General features: G+C 39.9%; 20 protein-coding genes and 1 tRNA gene. 12 read left to right on the forward strand and 9 right to left on the reverse strand.

All coding sequences use genetic code 11. The annotated features are described in order from the left end of the window. The first annotated feature begins 24 nt into the window (after positions 1-24). On the forward strand, positions 25-1,788 hold the full coding sequence (locus B2W36_RS19345) for an ABC transporter ATP-binding protein (RefSeq protein WP_293885181.1): 1,764 nt from the start codon (positions 25-27) through the stop codon (positions 1,786-1,788). Here B2W36_RS19345 and B2W36_RS19350 read toward each other — a convergent pair whose 3' ends face one another. After that, a complete protein-coding gene (locus B2W36_RS19350; protein ID WP_293889290.1) occupies positions 1,789-2,310 on the reverse strand; it encodes a hypothetical protein in 522 nt (173 codons plus the stop codon). 190 nt (positions 2,311-2,500) lie between these two features. Here B2W36_RS19350 and B2W36_RS19355 point away from each other — a divergent pair, with 190 nt between their 5' ends. Both B2W36_RS19355 and B2W36_RS19360 read left to right on the forward strand, forming a co-directional pair. After that, entirely contained in the window at positions 2,501-2,983 is a 483-nt protein-coding gene (locus B2W36_RS19355; protein ID WP_293885179.1) for a DUF4293 domain-containing protein, read from the forward strand. A 66-nt stretch (positions 2,984-3,049) separates the two neighbouring features. After that, positions 3,050-3,514 carry a hypothetical protein gene (locus B2W36_RS19360; protein ID WP_293889291.1) on the forward strand — a complete coding sequence of 155 codons (465 nt, stop codon included), beginning with the start codon at positions 3,050-3,052 and terminating at the stop codon, positions 3,512-3,514. Between the two features lie 68 nt (positions 3,515-3,582). Here the strand turns inward: B2W36_RS19360 and B2W36_RS19365 are convergent, their stop codons facing one another. After that, positions 3,583-4,122, reverse strand: coding sequence for a DUF2892 domain-containing protein (locus B2W36_RS19365; RefSeq protein WP_209578373.1), 540 nt, complete (start codon positions 4,120-4,122; stop codon positions 3,583-3,585). 207 nt (positions 4,123-4,329) lie between these two features. On the opposite strand from B2W36_RS19365, the gene ung reads away from it, so the two are divergent. Beyond that, positions 4,330-5,004, forward strand: coding sequence for a uracil-DNA glycosylase (gene ung, locus B2W36_RS19370; protein WP_209578374.1), 675 nt, complete (start codon positions 4,330-4,332; stop codon positions 5,002-5,004). 130 nt (positions 5,005-5,134) lie between these two features. On the opposite strand, the gene B2W36_RS19375 is transcribed toward ung, so the two are convergent. Further along, entirely contained in the window at positions 5,135-5,605 is a 471-nt protein-coding gene (locus tag B2W36_RS19375) for an Lrp/AsnC family transcriptional regulator (RefSeq protein ID WP_046673117.1), read from the reverse strand. A gap of 331 nt (positions 5,606-5,936) precedes the next feature. On the opposite strand from B2W36_RS19375, the gene sufB reads away from it, so the two are divergent. From sufB to sufD, 3 genes are all read left to right on the forward strand, one after another. Continuing rightward, the gene (gene sufB, locus B2W36_RS19380; RefSeq protein ID WP_209578376.1) at positions 5,937-7,388 is read left to right on the forward strand and encodes a Fe-S cluster assembly protein SufB; all 1,452 of its coding nucleotides are present in this window, start codon (positions 5,937-5,939) and stop codon (positions 7,386-7,388) included. 63 nt (positions 7,389-7,451) lie between these two features. Further along, complete coding sequence (gene sufC / locus B2W36_RS19385; protein ID WP_293885176.1) at positions 7,452-8,210, forward strand: Fe-S cluster assembly ATPase SufC; 759 nt, start codon at positions 7,452-7,454, stop codon at positions 8,208-8,210. 59 nt (positions 8,211-8,269) lie between these two features. Next, complete coding sequence (gene sufD, locus B2W36_RS19390; RefSeq protein ID WP_293885175.1) at positions 8,270-9,577, forward strand: Fe-S cluster assembly protein SufD; 1,308 nt, start codon at positions 8,270-8,272, stop codon at positions 9,575-9,577. Between the two features lie 580 nt (positions 9,578-10,157). Here the strand turns inward: sufD and B2W36_RS19395 are convergent. Then, a tRNA-Gly gene (locus tag B2W36_RS19395) sits at positions 10,158-10,230 on the reverse strand. Positions 10,231-10,289: 59 nt separating this feature from the next. Next, positions 10,290-11,834: an NAD(P)/FAD-dependent oxidoreductase gene (locus B2W36_RS19400; protein ID WP_293885174.1), complete on the reverse strand. Its 1,545-nt coding sequence runs from the start codon at positions 11,832-11,834 to the stop codon at positions 10,290-10,292. A gap of 166 nt (positions 11,835-12,000) precedes the next feature. On the opposite strand from B2W36_RS19400, the gene B2W36_RS19405 reads away from it, so the two are divergent. From B2W36_RS19405 to B2W36_RS19425, 5 genes are all read left to right on the forward strand, one after another. Next, complete coding sequence (locus B2W36_RS19405; RefSeq protein ID WP_293885289.1) at positions 12,001-12,579, forward strand: LemA family protein; 579 nt, start codon at positions 12,001-12,003, stop codon at positions 12,577-12,579. A 152-nt stretch (positions 12,580-12,731) separates the two neighbouring features. After that, complete coding sequence (locus B2W36_RS19410; RefSeq protein ID WP_209578383.1) at positions 12,732-13,160, forward strand: TPM domain-containing protein; 429 nt, start codon at positions 12,732-12,734, stop codon at positions 13,158-13,160. A gap of 140 nt (positions 13,161-13,300) precedes the next feature. Continuing rightward, a complete protein-coding gene (locus B2W36_RS19415; protein WP_293885173.1) occupies positions 13,301-14,104 on the forward strand; it encodes a TPM domain-containing protein in 804 nt (267 codons plus the stop codon). Between the two features lie 74 nt (positions 14,105-14,178). Beyond that, on the forward strand, positions 14,179-15,318 hold the full coding sequence (locus B2W36_RS19420) for a TlpA disulfide reductase family protein (protein ID WP_293889292.1): 1,140 nt from the start codon (positions 14,179-14,181) through the stop codon (positions 15,316-15,318). A 112-nt stretch (positions 15,319-15,430) separates the two neighbouring features. Then, positions 15,431-15,877, forward strand: a complete 447-nt coding sequence (locus B2W36_RS19425) for a hypothetical protein (protein ID WP_293889294.1) — start codon at positions 15,431-15,433, stop codon at positions 15,875-15,877. A gap of 194 nt (positions 15,878-16,071) precedes the next feature. On the opposite strand, the gene pfkA is transcribed toward B2W36_RS19425, so the two are convergent. The 4 genes from pfkA to B2W36_RS19445 all read right to left on the reverse strand — a co-directional run bounded on the left by pfkA (position 16,072) and on the right by B2W36_RS19445 (position 20,416). Next, positions 16,072-17,046 carry a 6-phosphofructokinase gene (gene pfkA, locus B2W36_RS19430; RefSeq protein ID WP_209578388.1) on the reverse strand — a complete coding sequence of 325 codons (975 nt, stop codon included), beginning with the start codon at positions 17,044-17,046 and terminating at the stop codon, positions 16,072-16,074. Positions 17,047-17,247: 201 nt separating this feature from the next. Next, positions 17,248-18,954, reverse strand: a complete 1,707-nt coding sequence (locus B2W36_RS19435; RefSeq protein WP_293889295.1) for a protein-disulfide reductase DsbD family protein — start codon at positions 18,952-18,954, stop codon at positions 17,248-17,250. Between the two features lie 86 nt (positions 18,955-19,040). Further along, positions 19,041-19,490 carry a protein-disulfide reductase DsbD N-terminal domain-containing protein gene (locus B2W36_RS19440; protein WP_293889296.1) on the reverse strand — a complete coding sequence of 150 codons (450 nt, stop codon included), beginning with the start codon at positions 19,488-19,490 and terminating at the stop codon, positions 19,041-19,043. 155 nt (positions 19,491-19,645) lie between these two features. Beyond that, a complete protein-coding gene (locus tag B2W36_RS19445; RefSeq protein ID WP_293889297.1) occupies positions 19,646-20,416 on the reverse strand; it encodes a biotin--[acetyl-CoA-carboxylase] ligase in 771 nt (256 codons plus the stop codon). Positions 20,417-20,439 lie beyond the last annotated feature (23 nt).

Here is a 20,439-nt window from a genome sequence, read left to right on the forward strand (position 1 = left end):
TGTTTAATAGATATAGAATTTAACGTGAGTCAAGATAAAATAACTGGTAAAACCTACGATATCAATTTGGTAAAGCGCATGAGTCGCTATATGCGGCCGTATCATGTCACATTTTGGATATCGGTCGTTCTAACGATATTGTTAGCTGCTGTGGCGCCCGCTTTGCCCATGCTAATTCAGCACACACTGGATAACTATATCTTAAACTTCGATACAAGCGGATTATCTTTTATGTTGATAGCGATGTTGGCCCTGGTCATCCTACAGACTTTGATCCGTTATTATCATACCCTAATGACGAATACCCTGGGGCAGTCCGTAATTCGCGATATTCGAATTCAGGTATTTAATCACATCGTACAACTCAGACTGAAATATTTTGATCGTACGGCATTGGGAAAATTGATTACACGTACCATCTCTGATCTGGAAACCCTTTCAAATATTTTTTCTGAAGGGTTGATCCAGATTATTGGTGATTTATTGCAGCTGGTTGTTATTCTGGTTGTCATGTTTTACTCCGACTGGAAACTGACATTGATTGTTTTAATTCCAATGCCTTTGATGGTGGGCGCGACTTATGTGTTTAAAGAGGCGATGAAGTCTGCTTTTATTGATGTGAGAAAATGGGTTTCCAACTTAAATACTTTTCTACAAGAACACATTACGGGAGTCGGTATTATCCAGTATTTTGCGCGCGAAAACCAAGAAATGGATAAGTTTAAGGAGATTAATGCACAACATCGAAATGCACATATCCGGACGAATTGGTACTTCTCCATCTTTTTTCCTGTTTTGGAAATTATCATGGCCATTGCCTTGGGGTTATTGGTCTGGTTCGGTTCCAAGCAGATTATGGGGGATGTGATCTCTCCTGGTGTCGTGGTCGCTTTTATCATGTATATCAATATGATCTTTAGACCCATTCGGGAGCTTATAGATAAGTTTAATACCCTTCAAATGGGGATGGTGAGCGCTGAGCGCATCTTTGAAGTCCTGGACACTGACGAAAAGACACCAAATTTAGGCACCTTGAAACCCCGTCATATCAACGGAGAAATTGTTTTTAAGCACGTTTGGTTTGCCTATAATGAAGAAAACTGGGTGCTGAAAGATGTGAACTTCAATGTCAATCCAGGGGAGACTTTGGCTTTAGTGGGAGCTACTGGTGCCGGAAAGTCTTCGACGATCAACATTCTGAGCCGGTTTTATGAAATAAATAAAGGTGAAATTCTGTTGGACGGCCGTAATATCCGCGATTATGACCTTGATTATTTGAGAAATACAATAGCAACGGTATTGCAGGATGTATTCCTTTTTTCGGATAGTGTGCTCAACAATATTACGCTCGGTGATCCAACGATTTCTAGGGAGCAGGTAATCGCAGCCGCGAAGGAAGTAGGAGCGCATAATTTTATTATGCGGCTGCCCGGGGGCTATGATTATGATGTGAAAGAACGGGGTGCAACTTTGTCTGCTGGACAGGCACAGTTGATTTCTTTTATACGGGCGCTGGTGCACGATCCCCGGATTCTTATCTTGGATGAAGCGACCTCTTCGGTGGATACCGAAACGGAAGAGCTAATCCAGCATGCAATTGACAATTTAATGAAGGGAAGAACATCAATTGTCATTGCTCACCGCTTGTCCACCATTCAGAAGGCGGACAAGATTATTGTGTTGGATAAAGGCGAAATAAAAGAAATCGGAACACATCAGGAATTGTTATCTTTTGATGGTTACTATAAGAAACTATACGACTTGCAATTTCATTCCGCAGGAATTTAATTAAGCAATAATACTCTCTTTAGGAATAGTTTCTTCATCTTCAATACGTGTATTTGCTTTAATTTCGGAACCCCGTCCTACAAGAACATTTGATCCAATTGAAACATTTGGTCCGATATTAACGAAATCTTCAATAATGGTATTACTTTCGATAACAGCAGAGCCCGAGATAATGCAGTGGTCACCTATCTGCACATCAGGGGCGACAGAAGCGCCAGGTAGGATAATGGTACCTTCTCCAATTTCTGCCCTCTTCGATACGAAAGCTTTCGGATGGATGAGCGTCTTGTAGTTCGATCCAGCATTTTCCGATACAATCCGTTGGCGAAGACCCGGATTTTTGACTGCAATAAAGAACTCTTCTTCCGTATCTTTAACTTGATGATGAAGTTGAACCTCATAATCGAATACATCTTCAATGAGCAGCGATTTGTCGATAAGGCCACCAATATCAATCGCGAGGTCTTCTGCTACATCGACTGCAGTTTTTGCGTGGGCAGTTGCACCGTATATATATAACATGTTTTTTTTTCGCAAAGATAAAGCTTTCTAAAAAAGATGCCCTTTGGTATCCGGTAAAAAATTGCAACAAAATGTTGGTTTGATTGTTTTTCTACTTAAAGAGCTATAAAGTTGATTGTTTTTTCGGAAGCAATTATATTGCATATAAAGATCAATTTATCTAAGTTTGTTGCTGTACAAAAATTAAACTATGATTCAACGTATCCAAACTGTTTATTTGCTGATAGCAGGATTAGTCATATTCGGCTTGTTTCTATTTCCCTATGTTAATTATAGCGATTTAGTGGGGTTAGGGAAAAATGTAAAAGTAACTGGCGTGTATGGTGTGGCTGCAGGCCAGGCTGTACATGAAGGGGGATTTGGGTATATCCTTCAGACTGTAGCAACCGTTTTATTAGGAGGGCTTCCGATATTTACGATATTTAAGTTTAAAAAACGTAAAGTTCAACTTTTGCTTATCTGGGTAGAGATCGTGGCGATTATATTATTTGCAATATGGTTATATTCATCTGCAAGTACCCATTTAGCTACAGTAAGCCAATTTTTGGGTGCTGGAAATATCGGAGTAGGATTCTTTTTATTGCCAATTTCGATTATTTTCTGTGCGTTAGCCATGGGAGGCGTGCGAAAAGATGAAAAGTTAATCCGATCTGCGGATCGCTTACGGGCATAATTTTAAAATAATAATACAATAATAGTCAAAGCTACGGTTTTCGTGGCTTTTTTAAGTATATATGATATGAATGTTTTTGTTCGATATATGTCCATCTTCATACTTTTCCTTGGTGGCACAATAGTACATGCGCAGTCTGCAGATTCGTTGCTGGTTGTTGACGATATTCAGTTTGATGTCAAGGGATATTATGTAGATGAATCTAAGAAAGAATTGGTGGTTAATCTATTTGCTATATCGTACAGTACTGATCCGAGGGAATATAAAATGAATACCTTTTCCACGCAAGTGTTGGATCAGAAAAAACAGTCCCATTTTTTTTCAAGGATCCAAATGGGCAATGTTTTAGTTAAGTTCGAGGATAAACAGAATTATCTGCATTATTTATTAGAAGAAGATAAGCCTGTGGATATACAGGTGGTTGTTAAGGATTGGAAGAAAACGGATAAGCCACTTATGATCAAGCTGGTGTTCGAGAGCAGTACAGAAGAAGGCGAGTTTTTGGATGTTCCTATTCCATTAAAGAATTAGTTGATTGAGGTATCGTTTAAAAAAAAGCTTCGAAGTTATAACTTTGAAGCTTTTTTATTTATTCAATATTATCGATTATATCGGATCTGCTGCCTGTCCATCATGCCCATCTGATCTTTCATCATTTTGATCTGGTCCGCCAATAATTTGTTTTTATCTGCTTTTTTCGCTTCTTGAAGAAGTTTTTCTGCTTCACGCTTATTGCGTTTTGCCATTGCTACCCCGGCCAGGCTTAATTTTGCTAAAGCAATATTATGGTCCATATGTAAACCCAGCGCCAATGCTTTCTTAAAATATTTTTCAGATTGCATGGGTGCACGTTGTGATTCGATCAGCCCAATCAGCATATTGTAGTAACCGTGCTGTTGTGGAATCAATTGCTTTTCGTAGTTGGTGATTTTTCCTAGCCATTTTTCTGCTGCGACCATATTTTGTTTACGCATATGCCATTGCGCAATCAGCATATATTCATGGAAAAATACAGTAACGAAGCCTAAAATCGTGACGAAAATACCTAATATTCCCCAGCCCCAGTTCCCAGTCCAGAATAAGGCAACTGTTCCGATAAGCAATGCACTGCAAATAATGATTCTAACGAGATTTGACATAAATCTTTGTTTAAAATATTTTTATTCAATTTAATCTTGCAAATATCCGTTAATTTCACCGTTTAAGCAACTTGTTCAGGTGGTTATTTTGTAAAAATGTATTTTTATAGAAGTCAGCTGCCCTTAAACTAGTTTTGCATATCGAAAGAGAAAGGAGGGGGGGCGGATAAATTTGCCTTTGTATTGAACTTTATCTATGTTTGAATTATGGAAAAGCAATATGATGATTCTTGGGCGCCTGTGTTAAAGCCGTTGTTCGCCCAACCCTATATGAAACAGTTGTCTACTTTTGTACAAGGGGAGCGTCGACAAAAGAAAGTGTTTCCACCGGCAGGTCTTGTGATGAATGCTTTTAAACTCACACCACTCGATCAAGTGAAAGTTGTCATTTTAGGGCAGGATCCTTACCATAATGATGGACAGGCGCATGGTCTATCTTTTTCTGTTCCGGAAGGAATTGCGGTGCCGCCGTCCTTAAAAAATATTTTCAAGGAATTGCAAGATGACATACCTGGTTTTGTTGAGCCACAATCTGGCAATTTGACTTCTTGGGCCAAACAAGGAGTGCTGCTATTGAATGCGACATTGACCGTAGAAGCACATCGCGCAGCATCCCATCAAAAGAAAGGTTGGGAGATTTTTACAGACAGCATTATTCACGCCATTTCGGAGCATTGCGATCACGTAGTATTTCTATTATGGGGAAGTTATGCCCAAAAGAAAAATGTGCTTATTGATGCGAAAAAACACCTTATCCTAACGGCGGTACACCCCTCACCCTTATCTGTTTATCGCGGTTTTTTTGGCAGCAAACACTTTTCGAAAGCAAACCAATACTTGGTTGCACAGGGTAAAACTCCAATTGATTGGCGCCTGGTTTAAATTTTGCGAGAAGTTTATTATACCATCGCCGGCGTTCGCCGGGAAGAGTAAATGTTCTCTAAAGGTAAGCTGCCGGTAAAGATGTTTTTGATAGAGACTAGGTGTCTTTGCCTAATAATTCATATACCACTTAATATTCCAAAGGAATAATAGGCTCTTTTTTGCTTGTAGACATAATCATCATGGTTTGGAATGTCTTTACAAAAGGTATTTTGGATATTTTTTCCATAATAACACCTTCGTAAGCTTTGATATCTTTCACGTAAACTTTGAGAATGAAATCGCAATTTCCTGTAACGTGGTGGCACTCGGTTACTTCAGGTATCATTTTTACTGCGGCAACAAACTCCGGTATCGCATTGTGTGTATGGAAGTCGAGTGAAATTTGGATGAACGATTTGATTCCAAGACCTAGCTTCTCTTCGTCTACAAATGCATGATAACTTTTGATGAAGCCTGAATTTTCCAGCTTTCGCACACGTTCTAATGTTGGAGCGGGAGAAAGTCCAATGCTGGAAGCGAGCTGCAAATTAGTTATACGACCATTCTCTTGTAATAGTTTAAGAATTTTTAAATCTGTTTTGTCCGGTGCAAAGGGCATATCTTAAGTCTTAATAATCAATACTATTTGTAAATATACAAAATTAAATTTGGAAATTTAAAAATATACGAAATTATTGACGATTAATAGATTTTAGCTATATCATTGATGCGTATTTATAGCTTTAATTGATGAAAAATCATTTGACTGTCATAATCGTTTGAAATGTGTTCATTTTAATTAAATAGAGTGACAAATATCATTTTTTATTAAAAATACCAGCGTATAGCCGTATAAAATGCTGTTTTATTGGCTTTGAAATTGTAACTTTGCAGTTCGATAGGTGGGGAGGTGAAGCCCTCCCAAATTAGTTAAACCGTGAGAGCGCAATATGAGTACTAAAGACGACGATTTGTTAAAAGAGCTAGAGCTCGAAGAATATAAATACGGGTTCACGACAGATATCGAAATGGAAATTGCAGCCAAAGGCCTTAGTGAGGATACGGTGCGTTTTATTTCGGCAAAAAAGAATGAGCCTGAATGGTTATTGGAGTGGCGATTAAAAGCTTTCCGTCATTTTTTGACGTTGAAAATGCCTACTTGGCAGAACTTTAAAGCTCCTGAAATTGATTTTCAAGAGATTTCTTACTACGCGGCTCCTAAAGCAAAACCACAGCTGAATTCAATAGATGAAGTTGATCCTGAGTTGATTGCTACTTTTGAAAAATTAGGGATTCCTTTGGACGAGCAGAAAATATTAGCTGGTGTTGTTGCCGTAGATGCTGTCTTTGACTCCGTTTCCGTCAAAACAACATTTCGTGAGAAGTTAAAAGAACAAGGAGTCATCTTTTGTTCGTTTGGTGAAGCTGTGCAAGAGCATCCAGAGTTGGTGAAAAAATATTTAGGCACAGTTGTCCCGCAGACCGATAATATCTATGCAGCCTTGAATTCTGCTGTTTTCTCCGATGGTTCATTTGTTTATGTCCCAAAAGGAGTGAGATGTCCGATGGAATTATCGACCTATTTCCGTATCAATGCACAAAATACGGGACAATTTGAGCGTACGTTGATCGTTGCAGATGAAGGAGCTTATGTGTCTTATTTGGAGGGATGTACAGCGCCTATGCGTGATGAAAATCAACTGCATGCTGCGGTCGTTGAACTGATTGCAGAACGCGATGCCGAGATTAAATATTCAACAGTACAGAACTGGTATCCTGGTGATAAAGATGGAAAAGGCGGGATTTATAATTTTGTGACTAAACGTGGAATCTGTAAAGGAGACAACAGTAAAATTTCCTGGACTCAGGTGGAAACTGGTTCTGCCATTACATGGAAATATCCGGGGGTGATTTTAAAAGGTAATAATTCGATTGGCGAATTTTACTCTGTGGCCATGACGCGCAATTATCAGGTGGCCGATACAGGTACGAAAATGATTCATTTGGGTAAGAACACAAAATCTAAAATTGTCTCTAAAGGTATCTCTGCCGGTAAGAGCCACAACAGTTATAGAGGTTTGGTAAAGATTGGGCCGAATGCAGACAACTCGCGTAATTTTACACAATGTGATTCCTTATTGATTGGTGATAAATGTGGAGCGCATACGTTCCCTTATATCGAAAATAGAAATAAGACGGCTAAGTTAGAGCATGAAGCGACTACTTCTAAAATTGGTGAAGACCAAGTATTCTATTTGAATCAGCGTGGTATAGATTCAGAAAAAGCTGTTGGTCTAATTGTCAATGGTTATGCGAAGGAAGTATTAAATCAGTTGCCGATGGAGTTTGCGGTAGAGGCTCAGAAATTATTGGCAATTTCATTAGAAGGTTCAGTAGGATAGATAAAAAATCATTGGAAATGTAGTTTTATAACACTGCATTGCACCATACTCAATACGAATAAAATGTTAAGCATTAAAAATTTACATGCGTCTGTAGAAGACAAACAAATATTAAAAGGGTTAAACCTAGAAGTAAAAGCGGGAGAAATTCACGCGATTATGGGGCCTAATGGTGCTGGTAAAAGTACTTTGGGCAATGTATTGGCGGGACGTGAATCGTATGAAGTAAGTGAAGGTTCGGCACTATTGGATGGTATAGATTTATTGGATCTTTCGCCCGAGGATCGTGCACGTGAAGGGCTGTTCTTGGCTTTTCAATACCCTATTGAAATTCCGGGTGTATCGAATATCAATTTCTTGAAAACAGCTGTAAATGATATCCGCGAATACAAAGGACTTCCTCCTATGGAAGCAAAGGAATTTTTACAGATGGTTAAAGACAAGCAAAAATTAGTAGAGTTTTCAGCTAATTTAGCTAACCGTTCTTTAAATGAAGGGTTTTCCGGCGGTGAGAAAAAGCGTAACGAGATTTTTCAATTGGCCATGTTAAATCCAAAATTGTCTATTTTGGACGAGACCGATTCTGGTTTGGATATCGATGCACTTCGTATCGTTGCAAATGGGGTGAATCAATTGCGCTCCAAAGACAATGCTTTCATTGTTATTACACACTACCAACGTTTGTTGGATTATATCGTTCCAGATTTTGTTCACGTACTCTATAATGGACGCATTGTGAAATCAGGACCTAAAGAATTGGCTTTGGAGCTTGAAGAAAAAGGATACGATTGGTTAAAAGAATATGATGCACAAAACGCCTAATCTTTTACCTGAGTTATTAGGATTGGAAGAGAATTTTGGCGATTTGATTAAAATATAACATGAGTACATTAGTTTCAGAATCATTACTTCAACAAGTGTTGGGAGCATACAAGGAGCAAGGCGTTTCGGACGAACCTTCGTTTTTTGTACAAGCCCGTCAACTTGCATTCGAACGTTTCGAAGCAGCAGGCTTTCCCACCGTTAAGAATGAAGAATGGAAATATACAAACATCCACAGTATTATCAATAAGACCTATGCGCTTGATGTTGATGTGGATATCGAAGGCTTAGATTTTGGTGCTGGTGAGATCCCTAAGCTGGATGCCTATCGCATTATCTTGGTAAATGGCCAATATGTATTGGCAGTAAGCGAACTAGAAAGTGTGAAAGGACTTTCGGTTGTTCCTATGGATGAAGCCGTGTCGGACCCTGCTTTTGAAGCGCATTTTGCCAAATATGCCGATAAGTCAGACAATATTATGGTTGCGTTAAATACCGCTGCTTTCACGAATGGTGTTTTTATCCATGTAAAGAAAGGAGCCGTAATTGATAAACCAATTCAGATTATTCATGTCGCAACAGGCAAGGAGGATTTCTTTGCACAAACACGTAATTTGATTGTTGTCGAACCAAATGCAGAGCTAGAGTTGATCGAAAGCTTCATCACTGCAGAAGGTACTGCAAATAACGTTCAAAACAAGGTTTCTGAGATTATTGTCAAAGAGAATGCAAAGATGCAGCATTATTATTTGCAACTCGCTGGATCTGTAAGCCGGTACTTTAATCATACAGAAGTACACCAAGAAAAATATAGCCTTTATAATAATTACAATTGTAATTTCCCCGGAGCACCATTTATTCGTAACAATATCAATGTACGTTTGGATGCAGAAAATGTGGAAAGCCATTTATATGGCATTAACTTAACTGCTGGAGATCAATTGGTCGATAATCATACCGTTGTAGATCATCTTAAGCCGCACTGCGAGTCTTACGAATGGTATAAGAATATTACGCAGGATAAATCTGTAGCGGTTTTCAATGGGAAAATTTTCGTTCGCGAAGATGCTCAAAAAACCAATGCTTTTCAACAGAACAATAACATGTTGATGTCAGATAATTCCACTGTGTACACTAAGCCTCAATTGGAGATCTTTGCAGATGACGTAAAATGTTCGCATGGATGTACGATTGGTCAGTTTGACAACGAAGCGCTGTTTTATCTAAGAGCAAGAGGGATTGGTGAAGAATCTGCGCGTATCCTGTTGGTTCATGCCTTTGCATTTGATGTAACCACACGTTTCTCTAACGAAGTTGTTCGGAAATATGTTGAAGAGCTTGTAGAGGAAAGTCTGAGAACAAGTTAAATCCATATTGGATTATATCGCTTTTAAAATATGGCGTTTACTAATGAAGTAGACGCCATATTTTTTTTATGCGACCGATGGAATCGTAGTCATTATATCAATTGACATTTTTCTTTTTGTTGTTTTTAGTTAGATGGAAGATTTTCTAATTGTATTGAGAAGAAATGCCCAAAAGATGTTGTACATCGCGGGGTATATATGGTATGATCCATAGGAACCAAATTCGCCCTTCTCACGGTGTTACAACGGATCTTAGTCGGAGTTTTAACGTTACTCGTTCGCTTGTAACCGAAGAAGCACCGAGCAAGTACCGAGCAAGTACCGAAGAAGCACCGAGCAAGTGCCGAAGAAGTGTAGAATCTGATCCCCTTTAGGTCTTTCTTTCTTCCCTAAATAGAATCACAATTGAAATTTATACTTTCTTTGGTATCTAGTCGAAGTTGTGCTAATACTTCTTTCGTAAATTTTAAACTCAAATTTGGCACGGAGAGAAACGATAAAGCTTTACTGGATGTAAATAGAAGGGAAAGGAGACTATTATTAAACGCAAAAAGCTTCCAAATTTTGGAAGCTTTTTTAGAGCGAAAGACGAGATTCGAACTCGCGACCCCAACCTTGGCAAGGTTGTGCTCTACCAACTGAGCTACTTTCGCGTTGATGCTACAAAAATAACGCATTCATTCGTATTCTGCAAGAGAAAAAGCAAAAAATGTTAACTTAAATCGATCGCATCAACGCAATTAATTCCATCTATTGCAGCGGAAATGATACCTCCGGCATAACCAGCACCCTCACCACACGGATAAAGTCCCTTGACCTGAGGATGTTGTAAATCTTCTTTATTTCTAGGAATACGGATCGGTGAAGACGTACGGGATTCGACTCCAACTAAAATAGCTTCATTGGTGTAATAACCTTTCATCTTTTTGCCAAAGATAGGCAAGGCACCTTGTAATGCTTTGTGAACAAAAGACGGCAATACTTCGGTCAGGTCTGCAGAGGCTGTTCCGGGTTTGTAAGAATTCTCTGGTAGGTCGAAAGACACTCGTCCTTCGACGAAATCAACCATGCGTTGTGCTGGAGCGACCAGATTGCCACCGCCTATCACAAAAGCTTTTCGTTCAATCTCCTTCTGAAAATTGAGTAATGCAAACGGATCCGTTTGTGCGTTGGCAACATCCGCGAGGTTTATCTGGATAACAGTGCCTGAATTAGCGTGCGGGTTATTTCGTTTAGATGGTGACCACCCATTGACAACAATTTCGTTTAAATCGGTCGCACAGGGAGCAATGACCCCTCCAGGGCACATGCAGAAAGAAAATACACCACGGTCATTAACCTGTTCCACCAAGCTGTAATAGGCAGGCGGCAAATGCTCGCTTCTAACCTGACAGTGATACTGTGCCTGATCAATAATTGTCTGTGGATGCTCGATGCGCACTCCTAAAGCAAATGGTTTGGCTTCAATCAGCCAATTATTACGGTGGAAAAGCTCGAAAATATCGCGAGCAGAGTGCCCTGTCGCTACGATAACGTGATTGGCTTTGATGTGTTCGCCACTGGCTAACTTGACGCCACGAACTTGCCCAAAAGATTCTAAAATGTCGTCCACGCGCTGGTCAAAGTGAAATTCACCACCAAACTCAAGGATACTGTCGCGCATGGCTTCAATAATATGCGGTAGTTTGTTTGTGCCAATGTGTGGTCGGGCATTGACCAGAATATCTGTGGTGGCACCATGAGAGACGAAAAGCTTGAGCACTTTTTCTACATCCCCCCTTTTATTGGAACGTGTATATAGTTTTCCATCCGAGTATGTCCCTGCGCCACCTTCACCAAAGCAGTAATTCGATTCGGGATTCACAATGCCTTCACGGTTCAGCTTCGCAAGATCACGTCTACGGTCCTGTACTTTCTTACCACGCTCAATGACAATTGGTTTGAGGCCACGTTCGATGCAACGGATCGCAGCAAATATACCAGCAGGCCCTGCGCCTACGATGATAACCGATTTTCCATCTTTGGCCGACTTGAAATTATTTTCGTAGATTTCAGGAATAGGCAGTTCATCGATGTAGTAAATAATGCGGGTGCGGTAGACTACCTGCCTACTGCGGGCATCAATTGAACGTTTTCTGATTTTGTATCCTTTGATTTGCTGGGGTTGAACGCGTAGGGTTTTTATACCTTGTTGTAGAATATAGTGTTCATCCTCCATTTTTTCAGGTGGTATCGCAATTTCGATTTCTTTTTGCATAGTATAAGGGGCTGGGTTTTTATCCCAAAACCGATACAAAGTTAATGAATATTGACTATTTGAAGATTTGGAAATAAAAATATTCTTATCTTAGTAAGAGCTTGGTATATGCTTTGATAGTGTAACCGTATAATTTGAATAGTATTTAATTCTTTGAACAATGAAAATTAAAAGATTTTTGGTCGCCCTATGTGGTTTATTTGCATTAGTATCCTTAAACTCCTGCGGCTATAATACAATGGTCTCGCAGGATGAGAATGTTAAAGGAAAATGGGCGCAAGTTGAAAATGCGTATCAACGTCGTGCGGATCTTGTTCCGAATTTGGTCAATACCGTAAAAGGGGCAGCAAAGCATGAAGAAAGTACCTTGACCGCAGTTGTCGAGGCAAGAGCTAAAGCAACCTCTGTAACGATTAATGCTGATGATCTGTCTGAAGAAAATATCGCTAAATTTCAAAAAGTTCAAGACGAGTTCAGTGGCTCATTGAGTCGCCTTTTGGCTTCTGTAGAAGCTTATCCTGACTTAAAGGCGAACCAAAACTTTTTGGAACTTCAAGCGCAATTAGAAGGTACTGAAAATCGTATTTCGATAGAACGTAGAGCCTATAATGAAGCTGTACAGCAATATAATACAACAGTACGTAGCTTTCCCAACAATTTAATGGCCGGCATGTTTGGATTTAAGGCAAAAGGTACATTTACTGCTGCCCCAGGTTCGGATAAAGCACCAACGGTATCATTCTAAGCAAATTGACAGCAATGAATGGGATGATGGATGATGCGGCTTTCGTAGAAGCTCATCATCCATTTTTTTTCGTTTTTTAATTAAGAAATATTTTTTGGACATCGATCAACCCTTTGGTGACTCGTCAAAGAATACACATGTATATATAGATTATGGCTTTAAATTCTGAAGAACAAGACAAAATCGTCCACGCCATTAATGTGGCCGAAAATGAGACTTCCGGTGAAATTCGTGTGGTAGTAGAAAATCATTGCCCCGATGAGGTACATGATCGCGCAACTTATTATTTTTCCAAATTAGGCATGCATAAAACAGTATTGAAAAACGGTGTCCTTATTTATATCGCGTTGGAAGATCACAAGTTTTCCATTATTGGAGATAAAGGAATCCACCAGCGCGTGGAAAGTGATTTTTGGAACAGTACCAAAGATCTGATGGTGGCTGAGTTTAGGGAGGATCGTATTGTTGAGGGCTTGGTTAGAGGGATCGAACATGCGGGCAAACAGTTGGCAAAATTCTTTCCCCGAGAGCATGATGATATCAATGAACTGCCCAATGATGTGGTGTTTGGGGATCGTTAATCGTCAATTAGCAGGCAACAGCAACGCAGCTACTGCTTGTGGCATAAATGAATAAATATAAATAGCCGCGAAACTTCGAGGTTTACCGATTGCCTATAGAAGCAGGAAGAATTGCTTAAGGCGGACAAAAAAATAATAGGATGAAATTTGTATTGAAATTATTTTCCCTGATTCGAATACCTGCTATGGCAATATTGCTTTGCACGTTGTCGATAGCCTCAGTATTGGGCCAAGATTTCCCAGAAGCATCAAACAGACTTGTCAATGATTATACCAATACGTTGACAGCGAATCAAAAGCAATTATTGGAACAAAAGCTACTGGCCTTTGAGGATTCTACATCCACGCAAATCGCGGTGGTTATGATGAATTCTACGGGAGGCTATGATATTTCTGATTACGCAGTACAATTAGCGAAGAAATGGGGGATTGGCAATAAAAAATACAACAACGGTATTTTATTGTTGGTCGCACTTGGGGATCGCGCGGTGACCATTCAGACTGGATATGGGATAGAGGGAGCTGTTCCCGACGCGATTGCCTACCGCATTATCGAGAATGATATTAAGCCTGCATTTCGTCAAAGAGATTATTACAAGGGAGTGGATGATGCGACCAGTTCCTTAATATCCTATACCAAAGGTGAATACAGAGCTGATCCAAAGCAACCAAAAGGAAAGGGCTCGGGATCTGTTATGTTTGTGATCATTATTGTGATTATCTTGATCGTTATTTTCTCGAATCGCGGCGGCGGCGGTGGCGGTGGCCGGCGTGTCATGAATGGGCGCGGTGCTTCTGATGTGTTTTGGTGGACATTGCTGAGTGGCCTTGGCGGCGGTGGCGGGCGAAGTGGTGGCGGCGGATTCGGTGGCGGATCGGGCGGTGGATTTGGCGGTTTCGGCGGTGGTGATTTTGGTGGTGGCGGTGCATCTGGCCGTTGGTAACATCTTTGCTAAAAAATGTTAAATAGCGCTTCCATGAACTGGAAATGTTTTACATTTATGTGGAGTATATAATTATGAAAAAGAGAATATTAATGGGTTTAAGCTTTTTACCAGCCTTATTAATGGCGCAAGAAAGCTACACCGTGACAGGGAAAGTAAACGCTACGTCGGACAAAGCGAAGGTGTTTATGCAATACATTACCAATGCAACCCGGCAGACAGATTCTGCGATGGTCGTAAAAGGTGAGTTTAAGTTCAATGGGCAGGTGACCTCACCAACCAAAGGTATGATGATCTATTCACCAGAAGGCTTATCTTTCGCTGAACTTAGAAATAGTCAAAAGCAGCCCGAAACGGCACAGCTATATCTTTCGAAAGGAGTTATCAAAGTCGATGCAACCAAAGGGTTTAAAGATGCAACTGTTTCGGGTACAACGCTTAACGACGATCTGATGCAATATAAGGCTTTTGTAAAACCTTATTCGGACGCATTCGAAGCGTTGAATCAACAATATTATGCTGCTTCTGATACTCAAAAACAGGATCCAAGTTTCATCGAAGGTTTGCAAAAGCAAGCTGCTGAGATTTCTGAAAAAATGGAAAAATCAGATGCAGAATTTATAAACAAAAACCCGAAGAGCTGGTATACATTGGATTTATTGTCTGACAATCTCAATGGAGAGAATGTTACTGAATATGTAACTTCTTTCGAGAAATTGTCTCCTGAATTGAAAAGTTCCGAAAAAGGGAAGGAGTTGGCTGATCGCATTCAGAAATTGAAAGCCGTGGCTGTTGGTGCAATAGCACCGGACTTTACGTTGCCGGATACCACAGGAAAAAATATTTCCTTATCATCTTTAAGAGGTAAATATGTCTTGTTGGACTTTTGGGCGAGCTGGTGCGGTCCTTGCCGTCACGAGAACCCGAACGTGGTCGCAGCTTTCAATAAGTTTAAAGATAAAGGGTTTACGGTATTTGGTGTATCTTTAGATAATCCTGGTAAAAAGGATGCATGGGTGAAAGCCATCCATGATGATAATTTACAGCAATGGCCACATGTTTCAGACTTACAGGGGTGGAAATCTGCTCCGGTCAAATTATATGAAGTGCGTGGTATTCCACAAAACTTCCTGATCGATCCGTCAGGCAAAATTGTCGCATCAAATTTAAGAGGTGAAGCTTTGGAAGCGAAGCTGGCTGAATTGCTGAAATAACTCAATTCGTTTTCGGCCGCCATTAGGCCTTTAATAGCCCCTAATTGTTCAACTCATGTGATATGAGGATGCAATTAGGGGTTTCTTCTTAAGGGAACAAAAAATTATAATAATGAATAAAATAGTATTTCTGAGTATATTTTTGTGGAGTGTGATTGCCTCGTGTAGTGGTGATGACGATAAGGGTATTCCTGTTGTGAACTTAGAAGCACTTCATGCCATTCCTCTGGATCATTCTATTGATCAATTGGCGAAGGACACTACCTTTATTGATGTTACGCTTCCGCCAAATGCCAGAATCGATCAGCTCTCCCAAGAAGAACTGGGAAAACTAAAAGCTGCTGCCTATCGCTTTTATCAGCATGTCACCTTAGAAGATAATCAATATCGCATTAACCTTAAAAGCCCTGAGGTTTTACACTTATCTGATCAGGTGGTTAAAGCCTATGAACAGGCTATCAGTAATACGAATCATTTCGCTGACTCGATGGCAAAAGCAGGTCAGGCAATACAATTGCCCCCTGTGTCTGAGCAATACCTAAATAATTTGCTGAAGTAGTAGTTTTTATAAGATCGTGTGCTATAGTTCGTTTTGTGCTAATAAAGCGAAAGAGTTTAAAAGTCAAGTCAGTTTCCTTTATAGCTGCAATAGTGTTTTGGGGAGATCTGTATAAAGTAAAAAAAAAACGTGGCTATCCAAAAGGTTGGACAATCCACGTTTTTTTATATGAAGTTGAGACTAAACGATATCTTTTACAGCGAAAGGATCTCGATGATACGAAGCAGATCTTCGTTCATTTTCACATGGTGTTTAATGGCGCTTTTAAAAGGAGTAAATCTTACCTCACTGCAGATTAGTCCGGCCATTTCACCTCTGCGGCCTTGTAGTAAAGCCTCTACGGCGGCTACGCCAAGCCTGCTTGCTAAGACACGATCCATACATGTTGGACTTCCACCACGTTGAATATGTCCTAAAATAGAAAGCCTAACATCGTAATGTGGGAAATTTTCCTTGATTTTTTCTGATACAACCATACCGCCTTCTTTATCACCTTCAGCAACGATAATGATACGAGATGATTTATTTTTACGCGTCTTGTCGAGCCTTTTCATGATTGCGTCATAGTCCACTTCAAACTCAGGAACCAAGACTGCTTCTGCGCCGGTACTGATTCCTGAACGGACGGCAATAAGACCTGAATCGCGTCCCATTACTTCAATCACAAATAGCCTATCGTGAGACTCGGCAGTATCGCGAATTTTGTCTACAGCTTGGATAACAGTATTAATGGCTGTATCATAGCCAATAGTAAAGTCTGTACCGGCCAAATCGTTGTCTATTGTACCTGGAAGGCCAATAATAGGAAAATCAAATTCTTCAATAAATTTGGATGCGCCCGTAAATGTACCATCCCCGCCGATAACCACCATGGCATCAATACCGTGGCTGCGTAAGTTTTCATAAGCCTGTTTACGTCCTTCTATCGTTTTAAAGGCTTCGCTACGGGCAGTTTTAAGGATAGTGCCGCCACGTTGTATGATATTCGCTACAGATTTGGCATCCATAGGGACAATCTCTCCATTAACAAGACCATCATAACCTCTTCTTACACCAAATACCTCAAGATTATTGTAGATTCCCGCCCTAACAACAGCGCGGATACCAGCATTCATTCCTGGAGCATCTCCTCCAGATGTCAGAACAGCAATTTTTTTAATGTTACTCATACGTACTCAAACTTAGCTTTTTTCAAGCGTATATACAATTATATTTCCTTTATTAGCTATCGCCAATAATGCTATTGGCAACTGGTAATGGCTTTTTTACTCCACTTTATTTCAGGTTAAGCTAAAGATAATGCAAATTTAATAATTACCTATATTGTTCATGTATGCTATTCTTGTCGAATGTCTCCAATCGTATACGGACTATTTCTTTGCCTTAAAAGCGTCAATTCCACTCTGAAGGAAAGCAATATATTCTGTAACGTTATAGTTTGCACCTGTTTTCGGGACCAATACGGTTCCGGATGAATCGACGATCACGTATAGTGGTTGCGAATTGCTGTCGAAAGTCGAGGCTTGGAAATCACTGTTTTTATTTCCTATCGTTTTTATCTTTTTCCCACTGTATTTTGAAATAAACTGCTCACTTTCTGGTAATTTAGTTTTGTCATCGACAAATAATTCAGCCATAATAAACTCTTCCTTCAATAGTTTGGCAACTGCGGGATCAGTCCATACATTGGCTTCCATTTTCCGACAATTGACACAATTCCAGCCTGTGAAATCAATAAGTACCGGCTTATTTTGCTCTTTTGAAGCTGCTAGAGCTTCCTCATAATCGTAATAAGGATCAAATCCTTTTGGCGTGCCCCGTTCATGAAAGATTTCAGCGTATTTTTTGACCTTACCATCGCTATGCGCTGGTGAACCGCCTACTCCAGTAGACAGGTCAAAATCCTGAGTTGCCGTAGGGGGAAGGAATGCCGAAATGGACTTCAATGGTGCACCCCATAATCCGGGTACCATATAAATGACGAAAGCGAATACAATGACGGCCAAGATAGTTCTCGGTACAGAAAGAAATTTTAGTTCACTGTCGTGGGAAAACTTAATTTTTCCAATAAGATATAACCCCATCAGGCCAAAGATAGCAATCCATAGTGATAAGAATATTTCTCTATCTAACCAATTCCAATGGTAAGCCAGATCTACATTTGAAAGGAACTTTAATGCTAGTGCGAGTTCTAAGAAGCCGAGTACGACCTTTACCGAATTTAGCCATCCGCCCGATTTGGGGAGGGATTTTAGCATCGATGGGAACATCGCAAATAAACCAAAAGGAATGGCAAGCGCTATGGAGAAACCGAGCATACCGATTGCGGGAGCTAGGCGCTCTCCTTTTGAGGCAGCTTCTACCAATAGCGTTCCAATAATGGGACCGGTACAGGAGAACGATACCAGCGAAAGGCTAAAGGCCATAAAGAAGAGGCCTATTAGGCCGCCTTTATCAGATTTGGCATCCATTTTATTGACGAAAGAGCTCGGTAAAGTGATTTCAAAGGCACCAAAAAAAGACGCGGCAAAAACAACCAATAACAGGAAGAATAAGAAATTAAATATCCCATCTGTTGATAAAGCATTTAACGCGTCGGAGCCGAAGGAAATGGTGATGACCATTCCTAAAGCGACATAGATGACAATGATGAAGAGGCCATAAAGTAGTGCCTTGCTGATACCACTAGTCCGACTTCCTGCTTGCTTCGTGAAATAACTCACCGTTAGGGGCAACATTGGAAATATACAGGGCATAAGTAGTGCTGCAAAACCACCTACTAATCCGGCAATAAATATGCTCCAAAGTGATTTCTTTCCCATTTCTGGATTGCCTGAGGAGGCGTTTATTTTAGCTGGAGCGGTTTTACTGCTATCCTGGCTAACCATCGTGTCGGGCGAGGCTGTAAAATTAAGGTCTTCCGGTACTGCTTCAACTGCATTAGATGTGTCCGGTGATGATTCAAATTGAAGTCCTTCTGTACTTGCTAAGCTATCTTGTGTCGATGCAAGCGTCGCTGTTGTTAAAGAAAGACTGAAAAAAGCAATCAGAAGTAAAATGAATGTATTTTTTAACATGCGTATGTATTTCAGATGTTAGGTTCAAAAATAAAAAAAGGCGATGAGAATCGCCTTATTAATTTATCCTTATAGAATCATTTTTACTATTTGATTGTCACAGCAAAAGCATATTCATCTGGAGGAAGACATTGTGAAGCATCACATGCTTGCCACTCGACTGTACCTTTAACTGTTGCAGTACCTTTGTTTAACGTTACTTTTTGTTGAAATATCACTTCATTTGTAAAGTAACCTACATCCATTTTAAATACGTCTTCATGTTTCACTTTTGGTTTTGGCTCAGCAGTTTTACCAACTAAGGTATAATCAGCCGCTTTAGCAAAAGTGAAAGAAGTTGGGATTGGTCCACCATCCTTTATATTTTGTGAATAAATGTGCCATCCATTTTGGATGGTAGCTTTTACATATACGACAGCTTCTTTGCTATTTAGCTTTTTGCTGGCCACTGTCCATTTTACTGGTTTGTGAATTTGAGCGAATGCTCCCGTAACTGCAAAAATCACTGCAGTCATTAACAGTATTAATTTTTTCATCAGACTTTAATTTGTTCTTTCTTTTTCCGCTACAATTATTGCAGTGTGTTGTTTTTATTAGATACGTTGGGTGAATAAAGGTTTAATCACGCTTTGACAAAGTTAGAACAAAGCTTTGATATTTCTAAAAATGGGTTCTGCTTTTTTTGTAAAGATTAAGAAATGAGATGCGTAATCTCTTTGATATCAAATTCTTGTAATTGGTTATCTAATAAAATCTTTAGTTTACCTTCGGCAGATACCTGCTGAATAATGCCCGTTTGCTTGGTGCCAGCGATTAAAAATGGTTTTTCTTCGCCTTTCCAGAATAATAATTCGTTGTATTTGTTTAGCTGATAGTGGGATCCCTTGTGAAAGAGGTTCAAATATTCCAGGTGTATACTTTGATACAGCTCATCCGCTAAGTTCTTTATGTCGTAATCGGTTCGATCGGTTAGGCATGCTAAAGAGGTTATTGTTGATGTTGTGTCAAAATTAGTTTGATTGATATTTATACCGATTCCTATGATAGCGCTATTGATATTATGGCCTTTTAATGTATTTTCTATTAAAATACCGGCTATTTTCTTTGAATTGACGTAGATATCATTGGGCCATTTTACGGCAACAGGATGCTCAACTTTGGTTTTCAACCAGTTGGCGGTTGCAATGGCGATGGTAGCCGAAAGTGAGAATTGTTGCGCTATTGGTAAGAAATAGGGCCTCAAAAGGATAGATGTCGTGAGATTTTTCCCCGGTTCACTGATCCATGAGCTTCCTCGCTGGCCTTTACCTTGGAACTGTTCTTCTGCTAAAATGGCAGTCCCTTCCGCTAGTGGCTTGAATTTTGACAATAATTCCCTGAGATAATCGTTTGTAGAGGCGACTTTGTCAAGATATATTGTATTTTGGCCGATGATAAGTCCCGAAATATTGTTATTTTGCAAACTGAAAGTATTAAATAAATATT

The sequence above is a fragment of the Sphingobacterium sp. UBA3549 genome (assembly GCF_002376635.1).
In the GTDB taxonomy this organism is placed as follows: Bacteria; Bacteroidota; Bacteroidia; order Sphingobacteriales; family Sphingobacteriaceae; genus Sphingobacterium.